Raw genomic sequence first — 13,743 nt, forward strand, 5'->3', positions numbered from 1 at the left:
GCGCCACGCCGCGAACCCCACCCGTGCGGACCAATCCAGGACCCGGAACCGGCGTGCGCTCACCCGTCCGGGGGACGCGGGCGGCGGAGAGGGGGCGCACGGTTTCGGCCCTCGCGCCCGCAATCCCGTCACGTCCCTTCACAACCGGCGACCTCAGGCGCGACACTCGCAGGCGCACATGGGCGTTGCCACCGCACCCTGCGGAAGTGAGGGCAAGTCATGTCCCTGCAAGACGATTTGACCGCCGTACGACGCAATCTGAACGAGCTGGTCCGCTCGGTCGAGCGGCTGGAGCGGGACGTCGCGCGCCAGGCGCCCGCGGCCCCGAAGCCGCCGGGCGAGGACGGGACGGTGTTCGTGCCGGACACGCCGTACGACAGCGCGCTGTGGACGGACTCCGACGACGAGGGCCTCGGCTCCCGCGACCGCCGGGCCCCCTGAGCCGCACGGCGCCCCGGCACTCCCCCTCAGGCCCGCCGCCCCCCGGCGGCCGGTCTCCCGGGCCACCCCTCCACTCCTCCCGGAGTCCTCCTTGGCCACAGGCACGGAACCCTCCCGACCCCCGAGCGGCGTGCACGGCGCCACGCGCGCCGCGATCGCCGCCCGGCACCTGCGCACCGACCGGTGGTGGCTGGCCCCCGCCGGCACCGCGGGCGGGCTGCTCGCCTTCATCGTCTACTCGACGTGGCGGGCCTTCGCGAACGCCGACTACTACGCCGCCCCGTACGTCTCGCCGTTCTACTCGCCGTGCCTGGCGGAGAACTGCCGGGAGATGCGCGGCGGCCCCAACTGGGACCTCTTCGGCAGCTGGTGGGGCCTGTCCCCCGCGCTGCTCGTCCTGGTCTTCCCGCTCGGCTTCCGGCTCACCTGCTACTACTACCGCAAGGCCTACTACCGGGGCTTCTGGGCCTCGCCCCCGGCCTGCGCGGTCGCCGAACCGCACGCGGCGTACTCCGGCGAGACCCGCTTCCCGCTGGTCCTCCAGAACGCGCACCGCTACTTCTTCTACGCGGCGGTGCCGGTCGCGGGCATCCTCACCTACGACACCGTGCTGACCTTCCGCGACGACCGGTACGCGTGGGGTCACATGGGCCTCGGCACGCTGCTGTTCCTCGTCAACATCGCGCTGATCTGGGCCTACACGCTGTCCTGCCACTCCTGCCGCCACATCATGGGCGGCAAGCTCAAGCACTTCTCCCGGCACCCCGTGCGCTACCGGCTGTGGGGCTGGGTGAGCCGGCTCAACGCCCGTCACATGCAGCTGGCCTGGGCCTCCCTGGTCAGCGTCGCGCTCTGCGACTTCTACGTGTACCTGCTGGCGAGCGGTGCCTTCGACGACCCGAGGATCTTCTGACATGGCTCAAGTCGACCGGCAGCAGTGGGACGTGGTCGTGGTCGGCGCGGGCGGCGCCGGACTGCGGGCCGCGATCGAGGCCCGCGAACGGGGCGCCCGTACCGCCGTGATCTGCAAGTCGCTCTTCGGCAAGGCCCACACGGTGATGGCCGAGGGCGGCATCGCCGCCTCCATGGGCAACGTGAACGAGGGCGACAACTGGCAGGTCCACTTCCGCGACACGATGCGCGGCGGGAAGTTCCTGAACCAATGGCGAATGGCGGAGCTGCACGCCAAGGAGGCGCCGGACCGGGTCTGGGAGCTGGAGACCTGGGGCGCGCTGTTCGACCGGACGCCCGACGGGAAGATCTCCCAGCGCAACTTCGGCGGCCACGAGTACCCGCGCCTCGCGCACGTGGGCGACCGGACCGGCCTGGAGCTGATCCGCACCCTCCAGCAGAAGGTCGTCCAGCTCCAGCAGCAGGACTTCACGGAGTACGGGGACCACGAGGCCCGGCTCAAGGTCTTCCAGGAGTGCACGGTCACCCGGGTCCTCAAGGAGGGCGCCCGCGTCAGCGGCGCCTTCTGCTACGAGCGCGAGTCGGGCCGCTTCTTCGTCCTGGAGGCCCCCGCGGTGGTGCTCGCCACGGGCGGGATCGGCAAGTCCTTCAAGACGACGTCCAACTCCTGGGAGTACACGGGCGACGGCCACGCGCTGGCGCTGCTCGCCGGAGCGCCGCTGCTGAACATGGAGTTCGTGCAGTTCCACCCGACCGGCATGGTCTGGCCGCCCTCGGTCAAGGGCATCCTCGTCACCGAGTCGGTGCGCGGTGACGGCGGGGTGCTGCGCAACAGCGAGGGCAAGCGGTTCATGTTCGACTACGTCCCGGACGTCTTCAAGGAGAAGTACGCGGAATCGGAGGAGGAGGGCGACCGCTGGTACGAGGACCCGGACCGCAACCGGCGCCCGCCCGAGCTGCTCCCCCGCGACGAAGTGGCCCGGGCGATCAACTCCGAGGTCAAGGCGGGCCGCGGCTCCCCGCACGGCGGGGTCTTCCTGGACGTGTCGACCCGGATGCCCGCGGAGCGGATCCGGCGGCGGCTGCCGTCGATGTACCACCAGTTCAAGGAGCTGGCGGACGTGGACATCACCGCCGAGCCGATGGAGGTCGGCCCGACCTGTCACTACGTGATGGGCGGCATCGCCGTCGAGTCGGACACGGCCGCCACGGTCGGCGTGCCGGGCCTCTTCGCGGCCGGCGAGGTCGCGGGCGGGATGCACGGTTCGAACCGGCTCGGCGGGAACTCCCTGTCCGACCTGCTGGTCTTCGGCCGCCGGGCCGGGCTGCACGCGGCGCAGTACGCCGCCGGGCTCGCCGCCGCCCCGCCCGCCGTGGCACAGCGCGAGATCGACGTGGCGGCCGCGGAGGCGCTGGCCCCCTTCCACGCCGAGGAGGGCGCGGAGAACCCGTACACGCTCCACCAGGAACTCCAGCAGACGATGAACGACCTGGTCGGCATCATCCGGCGTGCGGGCGAGATGGCCGAGGCGCTGGAGCGGCTGGCGGGCCTGCGCGTACGGGCGGCCCGCGCCGGGGTCGAGGGGCACCGCCAGTTCAACCCGGGCTGGCACCTGGCCCTGGACCTGCGCAACATGCTGCTGGTCAGCGAGTGCGTGGCCCGGGCCGCCCTGGAGCGGACCGAGAGCCGCGGCGGCCACACCCGGGAGGACTGCCCGGCCATGGACCGGGCCTGGCGCCCGGTGAACCTGCTGTGCCGTCCGGTGCCGGTGGACCCGGCGGGGCCCGCCGACCCGGCGGCCGACCGGATCGTGCTGGAACGCGTCCGGACCGAGCCCGTCCGCCCGGACCTGCTCGCGCTCTTCGAGAAGGAAGAGCTGGTCAAGTACCTCGCCGAAGAGGAGCTCTACGATTGACGTCCTCCCCGCCCCGAGGGGCGGGGATTTCTGGCTCACGTCGGCTGTGGACCTGCGATCCGTCAGCTCTTACACGATCGGCACCAGCCGGGTTGAGACCAGCCCGGACCAGCATCACGTGTGCGGATTTCTTGTCCCTGGAGGACACAACTCCGCACGCGGTACAGGTGTAGGTACGTTCTGAGAGAGGTAGTGCGTGCTTGGTTCTCGCTCCGCACGGCGCACACTCCATGGTGGTGTGCGCGGGGTGGACAAGGTGCACGATGCGCCCGTGTTTGCGGGCCATCTCCATCAACGCCGTCTTGGTGGCACCGATCGCCGCGTCGGCGGCCTTACGGGCCATGGTCGACTTGGCGAGGAACTTCGGGCGGAAGTCCTCGACCGCCAGCGCGTCATGGTCACGGACCACGGCCTTCGCCCACTTACGGCCGGTGTCCTGGCGTTGCCGGGCCACCTTCTTGTGGAGCTTCGCTGTCAGCTTCTTCGCCGCCCGGTAGCCCGTCGAACCGGGTTTTCCCTTCGCCGGTTTCCGGCGGGCCATCATACGCTGATAGCGGGCGAGCCCGGCGGCAGCCTTCTTCCCGTGCTCGGCGTGCGGGAGGTCGTGCGTGTCGCTGGTGGTGGTCGCGGTCTCCTTCACGCCCCAGTCGATCCCGATCACCATGCCCCTCTCCGGGAGCGCCTGCAATGCAGTGGGGACGACGAAGGACGCGTACCAGTGCCCGAGGCTGTCGCGGTAGATCCGTACGGACGACGGGTCTGCCGGAACGTCGCGGGACCACACCACGGTCAGGATGATGCCGCCCGCGAGGTGGAGGCGGCCGTCCTTGATCCGGAATCCGCGCCGGGTGTAGTTCAGGCTCGGATCGGCCTTGGCCTTCTTTTTGTACCTGGGCATTCCCGCCCGGTTCCGCACCGGCAACCGGGCCTTGATGTCCTTCAACGCCTTGGCGCGGGACTTCCCGAAATCCCGTACCAGCTGCTGCTGGGGAACGCTGCTGCCCTGACGCAACCAGTCATTCGCGGCGCGGGCCCCGGTCAGCATCCGGTCCAACCGGGCCGGACCACATTCCTCGCCCTCAGCACCGGCCTTCTTCGACCGGGCACAGCACTCGTTCCAGACCCACCGGCACCGCGCCCACTCACCCAACAGCTCAGTCCGGGCGGTCGACGACACGCGCACACGGTAGTGAATCGGGCATGCCCGGTTCCTTCCGCCCCCTGTGTTGCCGTCACGGAGTCAACCTAGACCAGCCCACTGACAACGCCAGAAAGCACAGGTCATCACTAGATGCGAAGAGAAATCCGGCGCTCCGCACCTACGACGGCGGGACCCATTCCACCCCGGGCGGAAGCCCGAGACCTCCTAGGAGAGTTCCGGTGACTACCTACGACGCCGGTTTCCGGATCTGGCGGGGCGACGCCGAGGGCGGCGAACTGCGGGACTTCACCGTCGAGGTGAACGACGGCGAGGTGGTCCTCGACATCATCCACCGCCTCCAGGCCACCCAGGCCTCCGACCTCGCCGTCCGCTGGAACTGCAAGGCGGGCAAGTGCGGCTCGTGCAGCGCGGAGGTCAACGGCCGACCGCGGCTGATGTGCATGACGCGCATGTCGACCTTCTCCCGCGAGGAGACGATCACCGTGACCCCGCTGCGGGCCTTCCCGGTGGTCCGGGACCTGGTGACGGACGTGTCCTTCAACTACGCGAAGGCGCGCGAGGTCCCGGCCTTCGTGCCGCCGCCGGGGGTGGCGCCGGGCGCGTACCGGATGCAGCAGGTGGACGTGGAGCGCTCGCAGGAGTTCCGCAAGTGCATCGAGTGCTTCCTGTGCCAGGACACCTGTCACGTGGTGCGCGACCACGAGGAGAACAAGGCCGCCTTCGCGGGGCCGCGGTTCCTGATGCGGGTGGCGGAGCTGGACATGCACCCGCTGGACGCGGCGGCCGAGCAGGGGCTGGACCGCAAGCGGGCGGCCCAGGAGGAGCACGGGCTGGGCTACTGCAACATCACCAAGTGCTGTTCGGAGGTCTGCCCCGAGGGCATCAAGATCACCGACAACGCGCTGATCCCGCTGAAGGAGCGGGTGGTCGACCGCAGGTACGACCCGCTCGTCTGGCTGGGCTCGAAGATCGGACGCCGGAAGGAGTGAGACCGCCGGGCCGGGTGCGGGCTCGGGCTCGGGCCCGGGAGGGCGGGGCTCGGGGTGCGTGGGGGACGAACCCCCCATAACCTCCCGAATGTGATCTCGTCGACCCGCAGGCCCCGCAGCAGGACGGCACCGGGCACCCGCTGCCGGGCGCGTCTGCGGGCCGCGCACGCCCTGGCCGCCGCGCTGCTCGCGCTCGGCTGCGCGGGCGCGGCCGGGGCCCCGGCCGCGCGGGCCGACGATCCGGTAACCCTGTCGCAGCAGGGCCAGATCACCGACCGGGTGGGCGCTCTGGGCGATCGCGAACCCGCCGTGGCCGCCGCCCTCGACCGGCTCTACACCGACCACCGCATCCAGCTGTTCGTGGCGTACGTGCGCGACTTCTCCGGCCGCTCCGCCCAGAGCTGGGCCGACGCCACCGCACAGCGCAGCGGCCTGGGGCAGAACGACGTCCTGCTCGCGGTGGCGACCGGGGCCCGGCAGTACGCCTACTCGGCCGACGTCGACTCCGGCTTCACCAAGGAGCAGCTCGCGGAGGTCGCCCGGACCGCCGTCGAGCCCGCCTTGCGGGAGAACGACTGGGCGGGCGCGGCGATCGGCGCGGCCGACGGATACGGCGCCGTGCTCGCCGGGCGGCCGGTCCCCGTCCCCGCGATCACCCCGGGCGTCGCCGATCCCGGCGGGGACGGGGCGAGCGGCGAGCACGGCGCCGGCGACTTCGTGCTCCCGGTGATCGCGGTCGGCGCGGCGGGCGCGCTCGGCGCCTACGCCTACCGCCGCCGCAAGGGCACGGGCGCGCCCGGGCGCGGTACGACGGCCCGCTCGGGCTGGGGCGAGCAGGGCCCGCCCCGGCTCCCGCTCGCCGACCTCGACGCGCGGTCCAGGTCGCTGCTGGTGGAGACCGACGACGCGGTCCGCACCAGCACCGAGGAACTCGGCTTCGCCACCGCCCAGTTCGGCGAGGCGGCGGCGGTCCCCTTCACCGAGGCCGTGGCCTACGCCAAGGGCGAGCTGACACAGGCCTTCCGGCTGCGCCAGCAGCTCGACGACGCCCACCCCGAGGACGACGCGACCCGCCGTCGGATGCTGGACGAGATCGTGGCCCGCTGCACGGAGGCCGGGCGGCGCCTGGACGCCGAGTCGGCCGGTTTCGACCGGCTGCGGGACCTGGAGAAGAACGCCCCGCAGGCGCTGGAGACCGTGGAGGCGCACGTCCGCGCGCTGACCGGCCGGACCTCGACGGCGGAGGCCACCCTGACCGCGCTGGCCGGGCGCTACGCCGACTCCGCGTCCGCCCCGGTGGCCGCCAGCGCCGAAGGGGCCGAGGACCGGCTGCTGTTCGCGACCACCAGCCTCGGCGAGGCGCGCGCCGCCATCGACGCCGGGGACAACGGCACGGCGGCGGTGCACGTGCGGGCCGCCGAGGGCGCCGTCGACCAGGCGGCCACGCTCGTGGACGCGGTGGAGCGGCGCGCGCGGGAACTGGCGGAGGCGGCGGGCAAGCTGACCGGCGCGCTGAACGAGACCGAGAGCGACCTCGCGGACGCCCGCGGCCTGCTGAGCGGGACCCCGGAGGGCGTCCCCACGGCGGACCTGCGGGGCCGGATCGGGCGGGCGGAGTCCGTACTGGCCGGCGTACGGGCGGAGCAGGCCGCGGGCCGGTACGACCCGATCGACGCCCTGCGCCGGATCGAGGAGGCCGACGCGGCCCTGGACGAGGCGCTCACCGGGGCGCGGGAGCGCGAGAGGGGCGGCCGGCGGGCCGCGGCCCTGCTGGACCAGGCCCTGCTGTCGGCCCGCAGCGCGATCGGCGCGGCCACGGACTACGTCACCACCAGCCGCGGGGCCGTCGGCAGCCGGGCCCGCACCCGGCTCGCGGAGGCGCACCGGCACCTGGAGGGGGCGGTGGCGGCCGCGGCCACCGACCCCTCGGCGGCTCTGGCCGAGGCGCAGCGGGCGGATTCCCTCGCCCGGCAGGCGCAGGAGCTGGCGGAGGCGGACGTACGGGCGTACCGCGAGCCGTTCGGCGACGACGGCCGCACCCAGCGGGGCGGCACGGGCGGCGCGGTGCTCGGCGGGATCATCCTCGGCGGGATCCTCGGCGGCGGACGCGGCGGACGCGGCGGACGCGGCGGACGCGGCGGACGCGGCGGCCGCGGCGGACGCGGCGGCTTCGGCGGGAGCGGCGGCTTCGGAGGCGGCGGGGGCGGCCGGGGCCCGGGCTCCTTCGGCGGCGGGGGCACCCGGGGCCGCATGGGCGGCGGCGGCCGCTTCTGACGCTGACCTCACCTTCCCCACAAGGAGCGGACACCCATGAGCAAGCAGACCATCCTCGGCCGCGTCACCCAGCTCGCGAAGGCCAACGTCAACGCGCTGCTGGACCAGGCGGAAGACCCGCAGAAGATGCTGGACCAGCTGATCCGGGACTACTCGAACAACATCTCCGAGGCGGATCAGGCGGTCGCCACCACGATCGGCAACCTGCGGATGCTGGAGGCGGACCACGCGCAGGACGTGGACGCGGCCGCCGAATGGGGCGCCAAGGCCCTCGCGGCCAGCCGCAAGGCCGACGAACTGCGCACGGCCGGCACCGCGGCGGACGCGGACAGGTTCGACAACCTGGCGAAGGTCGCGCTGGGCCGCCAGATGCAGTCGGAGAAGGAGGCGAAGACGGCGGAGCCGACGATCGCCGCGCAGACGGAGGTCGTGGAGAAGCTCAAGTCCGGGCTCAACGCGATGAAGACGAAGCTGACGGAACTCCAGGCGAAGCGCGACGAACTGGTGGCGCGGGCGAAGACGGCGCAGGCACAGAACACCATGACGGACGCGGTCAAGAACATCGACGTGATGGACCCGACGAGCGACCTGCACCGCTTCGAGGACAAGGTCCGCCGCGAGGAGGCGATGGCCCTGGGCAGGCAGGAACTCGCCGCCTCCACACTGGACGCCCAGTTCGAGTCCCTGGACGACCTCGCCGAACAGTCGGAGATCGAAGCCCGCCTGGCCGCCCTGAAGTCCCGCTCGGCCTGAAAATCAGCCCCGCCGGCGGGCACATCCAGCCTCGCCGGCGTTCGAGGCGACCCTTCCAGCCCCGCCGGCGTTCGAGGCGCGGGGTCCGGGGCGGAGCCCCGGGAATCCGACCCGCGCCCCACCCGCACCCCCGCACGGACCCCCGCCCGCCCCGGAATCACCCGTACATGCTGAGCAACTGCTCCGCCGACAGCTCGGCGGCCCCCTCCCCCACCACCCCCGCCATCGGCAACGGCAGCTCGAACCACACCGTCTTCCCCCGGTGCGTCCGCCGCGTCCCCCACCCGGCCGACAGCAGCCCGACCAGTTGCAGACCGCGCCCGCCCTCGTCCGTGTCCCGCGCCCGGCGCCGCCTCGGCTGCACGAGGTTCGCGTCCCACACCTCGCACACCAGCGTCCGGTCCAGCAGCAGCCGCAGCCTGATCTCGCCCTCCCCGTACCGCAGGGCGTTCGTCACCAGCTCGCTGACCAGCAGTTCCGTCGTGTCGAGCAGGCCTTCCAGCCCCCACGCGGGCAGCTTCGCGCGGGCGAGTTCCCGCGCCCGCCCCACCGAGCGGGCCTCGCGCGGCAGTTGCCAGTCGCCCACCGCGTCGAGCGGCAGGCCCTGGACCCGGGCCATCAGCAGCGCGATGTCGTCCTCGCCGTGCCGGGTGTGCAGGGTGGCCAGGACGTGGTCGCAGACGTCCTCCAGCGGCCGGACCGGGTCGGCCAGTGCCTCGCGCAGTCCGCGCAGCCCCTCCTCCAGCGGGTGGTCGCGGGATTCGACGAGCCCGTCGGTGTACAGGGCGAGCAGCGCGCCCTCCGGGAGCTCCACCTCGACCTCCTCGAAGGGTTCGCCGCCGACCCCGAGCGGCATGCCGGGCGGCACCTCCAGCAGCAGCGCGGGCCGGGGCGGGCCGCCGGGTTCGGCGGGTTCGACCAGGACGGGCGGCATGTGGCCCGCGTTGGCGATGGTGCAGCGCCTGGTCACCGGGTCGTAGACGGCGTAGACGCAGGTCGCGAGGTAGACCTCGGACAGGTCGGCGTCCCGGGACTGCAGGGCCGCCCGCGAGGTCTGCTGGGAGCCGCCGGGGGTGCCGAGGCCGCGGGCGACCTCGTCCAGAGCGGTGAGCACCTCCGCCGGTTCCAGGTCGAGCAGGGCCAGCGTCCGTACGGCGGTGCGCAGTTCGCCCATGGCGACGGCGGCCCGCAGGCCGCGGCCCATGACGTCGCCGACGACGAGCGCGGTGCGGTGGCCCGGCAGTTCGATGACGTCGAACCAGTCGCCGCCGACCTCGGTCGCCGCGTTGCCGGGCAGGTAGCGGCAGGCGATGTCCAGCCCCGCCGCGGCCGGGTCGCCGGGGGGCAGCAGGCTGCGCTGGAGTATCAGCGCGCGCTCGTGTTCGCGCCGGTAGAGCCGCGCGTTGTCGATGCACACGGCGGCCCGCGCGGCGAGTTCGACGGCGACGGCCCGGTCGCGTTCACCGAAGGGCTCGCTGCCCTTGGTACGGGAGAACTGGGCCAGGCCGACCACCGTGTCGTGGGCGACGAGCGGAACGACGAGGGTGGACTGGACGGGCTCTTCGGGTCCGGTGCCCTGCAGCAGCCGGGGGCGGGCGGTGCGCAGGGCCAGGGCGCCGGGCGAGCCGGGCGGGTAGCGGTGGACCTCTCCGACGGAGACCAGCGCGGCGGGGCCGGGCCCGGCGAGCGGGACGTCGGAGACGGCGGAGGCGAAGGCGACCCGGCGCAGCGGCGCGGACGGCGCGCGCCCGGGGCCGCCCCCGGGGAGCGAGGGAACGCCGGGGCCGTGCGGCCGGGCGGGGCGGTCGCGGTCGTCGTCGCCGAGCAGGAGCCCCTGGTAGAGGTCGACCGCGGCCAGGTCGCAGAAGCCGGGGACGGTCACGTCGAGGAGTTCGCGGGCGGTGGTCTCCAGGTCGAGGGAGTTCCCGATCCGGTGGCCCGCCTCGTTGAGGAGGGCGAGGTTGCGGCGGACGCCCGCGGCCTCGCGGGCGGCGAGGTGGCGGCGGGTGACGTCGGTGCCGAGCCCGGCGACGCCGATGGGCTGCCCGTTGCCGCCGTGCACGCGGTAGAGGTTGATGGACCAGTGGCGGTTGTCGCGGCTGCCGGGGGCGGCGCCGGTGATGCGCAGGTCGGTGACGGATTCGCCGGTTTCCAGGACGCGGCGCAGGGCGTCGGCCATCCGGTCGGCCTCGTGCGCGGGCAGGTAGTCGTGGACGGTGCGGCCGCGGTGTTCCTCGACGCCGCCGCCGAAGACGGTGGCGAAGCGGCGGTTGGCCCGCTGCACGGTGAGGTCCGTACCGAAGAGCAGGAAGCCGAAGGGAGATTGACCGAATATGGCCTGCGAGGCCGCCAGATCGGATTCGATCCGGCGCAGCGCGCGTACGTCGACCACGACGCAGAGCGCGGCCCGCTCGGCGGTGCGGGTCTCGGTGGGCATCACGTAGATCTCGGCCACGCCGTGTTCGCCGTCCCCGTCGGGGAGGCGGAACGGAATCAGGCCGGTCCACTCCTTGCCGTCGAGGATCTCGGCCACCCGGCGGTGCGCGCCGGGGCGCAGTTCCGGCGGCATGAAGGCGTCGACCGGATCGCGTCCCACCGCTTCGGCGGCGGTCAGCCCGAAGAGTTCCTCCGCGCGCAGGCTCCACTGGTCGATCAGGCCGTCCGGCCCGATCGAGAAGGATGCGACCTTTATGTAGTCATATATCGAGCCAGGCGGGCTGCTGTGCCACAGGGAGTCGTGCCATGCCTCCCCCGCCACACGGGCCTGATGTGCCTGCGCAGGTATTTCGCTCACGCGACCGTCCCCTCCAGCTCACCGCAACCGGACCGGCCATGTCCGCAGTATTCAGCACCACGGGCACGCTCGGCACGGCGTTCACGATCACAGCACGGTCTCGTTCGTTTCGAGCCACGCCAGGTGATCGTCAGAGACCCTTCACCTTGTTACTCACCAGGCAGGGCCAATTCGAACCACACTGTCTTGCCCGACTTCCCGTGCCGGGTTCCCCAGCGCTGCGCCGACACGGCCACCAGGTGCAGGCCGCGACCGCCCTCGTCGTCGGGGGCGGCGATCCGCTCACGGGGCGGATCCGGAAGCGGATCGGAAACCTCCACGAGAAGCGCCGGACCCGTCGAGGCGTTGCCGGTGGCGGAATCGCGCCGTACCAATCGCACCCCGATGGGGCCGGAAGCGTACCGCAGGGAGTTGGTGACGAGCTCGCTGACCAGCAGGACGGTGACGTCGCCGACGGACTCCAGGCCCCAGGCGCGGAGCGCGCCGCGCACGGCGTGGCGGGCGGTGCGGACGGCGCCGGGCTCCGCGGGGAAGTCCCAAGCGGCACATTCACCGTCTGTGTCGATCACGCCGATCACTTCCCGGGCCAGCAGCGGACCCCAGTCCGGTTCGTCAGCGACGAGGAGGGACGAGATAGGGACTAACTGCGACATACCCGATATTCGCGGCGTCGTACCATCCGCCCGCCGGGCACCGGCGCACTGTGGTACACCTGGCCTACGCCGTGAGCCGTATGCGCCCCCCGCGCCCCCGCCGACTACGCGCGGGTGATCGCGGCGCGCAGCCGCCGGCCGGCCTCGGCGACCGCCGGGCGGTCCTGGTCGAGCCAGTCGACGGAGTCCAGCTCGTCCGGCCCGAGCCAGCGCAGCTCGTCGTGGTCCTCCAGGGGCCGGGGCTCGCCGGAGAGCAGCCGCGCGGTCCACACGTGCAGTACCAGACCGGGCTTCAGGGGCCATTCGCCCGGGATCCGCTCCAGGGCCTCGCTCTCCACGCCCAGCTCTTCGCGCAGCTCCCGCACGAGGGCCTCGGGGACGGATTCACCCGGTTCGGCCTTCCCGCCGGGCAGCTCCCACCGGCCGGCGAGTTCGGGCGGGGCACTGCGCCGGGCCGCCAGCAAACGCCCGTCACGACACAGGGCTCCGCCCACGACCACGCGTTCCGTCATGGGCCGAGCCTATGTCAGTTGAGACTGGTGGCGCTCTGACCGATCCGCTCGACCCAGTAGAGCTGCTTGTGACCCCGGTCGTCGAGGCTGTCGACGACCTTCTGAGCCTCGGCGCGCGTGGAGTAACGGCCCACCCGGTAGCGGTTGCCGTTGTCGTCCTGCCGTATGACCAACCATGGGAGCAGGGCACCGCCGTCGTTCATCGCGCTTCACCCTCCGCCGATGTACCCGCCCAGGAAACCCCATTGCGCATATGCCGGAGCTTACGCCCGACCTTCACTCAGCGGATATGGTTTTTCACGAAGAGGTACCCCGGAGGCGTACGCATCCGGCCACGCGTACGAGACCGCGCGCGCCGGTACGGAACCGGCGCACCGGACGGCGCGCTGGACAGCGGAGCAAGGCGGGGCGGCGGAGGCGGGAGCGGCGGCGGAAGCGATGGCGTGACGGCCCGTCACCCCGCACGGACAGCAGGGGACTCGGGCGCGGGGGCGGGGGCGGTCCGGCCGGACCCCTGGTGGAGCCGGGCGGGACCTACGGCACCCGCTAGCGGACCGGCAGGTGGTAGGCCAGGCGGTAGCGATCCGCGGGGATGACCACGTCGGCCGTCTCGACGGCGCGGCCGGAGGCGAAGTACGTCCGGCCGATCACCAGCACCACGTGCCCCGGCACCCCGCCGAGGGCGAGGATCTCCTCGGCCAGCCCCGGGCGGGCGCCGACCTCCTCCACCACGTTGTCCACGACGACGTCGATGGCGGCCATCCGCTCGACCACCCCGCTCCCGCCGAGCGGGCCCTCCTCCGGCAGCATCACCGGCGTCCGGCCGGTCACGGCCAGCGGCTCCCACGAGGTGGAGAGCATCATGGCCTCGCCCGCGTCGCGGAAGACGTAGCGCGTGCGCATCACCCGGTCCCCCGGCTCGATGCCCAGCCGCGCGGCGACCTCCGCCGGGGCCTCGGTCTGCTCGCTGCTGGACTCCCAGGTCCCGCGGCTGCCCGTGTCCGCCTGCTCCTGCCGGAACGGGGTGGAGGCCCCCGCCGTGCGGTACCCGGCCCGGGCCACCCGGCGCGGCACCGGCTGCTCCCGTACGTACGTCCCCGAACCGGAGCGGCCCTCGACCAGACCTTCCGCCATGAGGACCTTGCGGGCCTCCAGCGCGACCGTGTCGGAGACCCCGTACTCCTCGCGGATGCGGGCCTGCGAGGGGAGCCGCGCGTGCGGGGGCAGGGACCCGTCGACGATCTTCCGTCGCAGATCACCGGCGACGCGAAGATAGGCCGGCTGCTCACCGAAAGTCACTAGCCACTCCCATCAGGTTGACAGACAGCTACAGCCTG

At 72.9% G+C, this 13,743-nt stretch carries 11 protein-coding genes and 1 pseudogene; 6 read left to right on the top strand and 6 right to left on the bottom strand.

Annotation, left to right across the window (positions count from 1 at the left end; genetic code table 11):
- Positions 1–219: 219 nt before the first annotated feature.
- From ABZY31_RS13545 to ABZY31_RS13555, 3 genes are all read left to right on the top strand, one after another.
- Complete coding sequence (locus ABZY31_RS13545; RefSeq protein WP_356408859.1) at positions 220–441, top strand: hypothetical protein; 222 nt, start codon at positions 220–222, stop codon at positions 439–441.
- A gap of 91 nt (positions 442–532) precedes the next feature.
- Positions 533–1,354: a hypothetical protein gene (locus ABZY31_RS13550; protein WP_356408862.1), complete on the top strand. Its 822-nt coding sequence runs from the start codon at positions 533–535 to the stop codon at positions 1,352–1,354.
- Between the two features lies 1 nt (position 1,355).
- Complete coding sequence (locus ABZY31_RS13555; RefSeq protein ID WP_356408865.1) at positions 1,356–3,269, top strand: fumarate reductase/succinate dehydrogenase flavoprotein subunit; 1,914 nt, start codon at positions 1,356–1,358, stop codon at positions 3,267–3,269.
- Here ABZY31_RS13555 and ABZY31_RS13560 read toward each other — a convergent pair.
- Positions 3,235–4,505, bottom strand: a pseudogene (locus ABZY31_RS13560) (transposase). The gene ABZY31_RS13555 and the pseudogene ABZY31_RS13560 overlap by 35 nt on opposite strands.
- 144 nt (positions 4,506–4,649) lie before the next feature.
- Here ABZY31_RS13560 and ABZY31_RS13565 point away from each other — a divergent pair.
- The 3 genes from ABZY31_RS13565 (at position 4,650) to ABZY31_RS13575 (ending at position 8,447) form a co-directional block, all read left to right on the top strand.
- Complete coding sequence (locus ABZY31_RS13565; protein ID WP_356408868.1) at positions 4,650–5,420, top strand: succinate dehydrogenase/fumarate reductase iron-sulfur subunit; 771 nt, start codon at positions 4,650–4,652, stop codon at positions 5,418–5,420.
- 171 nt (positions 5,421–5,591) lie between these two features.
- Positions 5,592–7,694 (top strand): TPM domain-containing protein, encoded by a 2,103-nt coding sequence (locus ABZY31_RS13570; protein WP_356408971.1) that lies wholly within the window; start codon positions 5,592–5,594, stop codon positions 7,692–7,694.
- Between the two features lie 36 nt (positions 7,695–7,730).
- On the top strand, positions 7,731–8,447 hold the full coding sequence (locus ABZY31_RS13575) for a PspA/IM30 family protein (RefSeq protein ID WP_356408870.1): 717 nt from the start codon (positions 7,731–7,733) through the stop codon (positions 8,445–8,447).
- A 157-nt stretch (positions 8,448–8,604) separates the two neighbouring features.
- Here the strand turns inward: ABZY31_RS13575 and ABZY31_RS13580 are convergent, their stop codons facing one another.
- The 5 genes from ABZY31_RS13580 to ABZY31_RS13600 all read right to left on the bottom strand — a co-directional run bounded on the left by ABZY31_RS13580 (position 8,605) and on the right by ABZY31_RS13600 (position 13,705).
- Entirely contained in the window at positions 8,605–11,178 is a 2,574-nt protein-coding gene (locus ABZY31_RS13580) for a SpoIIE family protein phosphatase (protein ID WP_356408973.1), read from the bottom strand.
- Between the two features lie 212 nt (positions 11,179–11,390).
- Positions 11,391–11,819: an ATP-binding protein gene (locus ABZY31_RS13585; RefSeq protein WP_356408976.1), complete on the bottom strand. Its 429-nt coding sequence runs from the start codon at positions 11,817–11,819 to the stop codon at positions 11,391–11,393.
- Positions 11,820–11,998: 179 nt separating this feature from the next.
- Entirely contained in the window at positions 11,999–12,406 is a 408-nt protein-coding gene (locus ABZY31_RS13590; protein WP_356408873.1) for a (deoxy)nucleoside triphosphate pyrophosphohydrolase, read from the bottom strand.
- A 14-nt stretch (positions 12,407–12,420) separates the two neighbouring features.
- Positions 12,421–12,609 (bottom strand): SPOR domain-containing protein, encoded by a 189-nt coding sequence (locus ABZY31_RS13595; RefSeq protein ID WP_356408875.1) that lies wholly within the window; start codon positions 12,607–12,609, stop codon positions 12,421–12,423.
- Between the two features lie 343 nt (positions 12,610–12,952).
- Positions 12,953–13,705, bottom strand: a complete 753-nt coding sequence (locus ABZY31_RS13600) for a GntR family transcriptional regulator (protein ID WP_356408877.1) — start codon at positions 13,703–13,705, stop codon at positions 12,953–12,955.
- Positions 13,706–13,743 lie beyond the last annotated feature (38 nt).

The organism is Streptomyces sp. NPDC006529, from assembly GCF_040611795.1.
Lineage (GTDB): Bacteria > Actinomycetota > Actinomycetes > Streptomycetales > Streptomycetaceae > Streptomyces.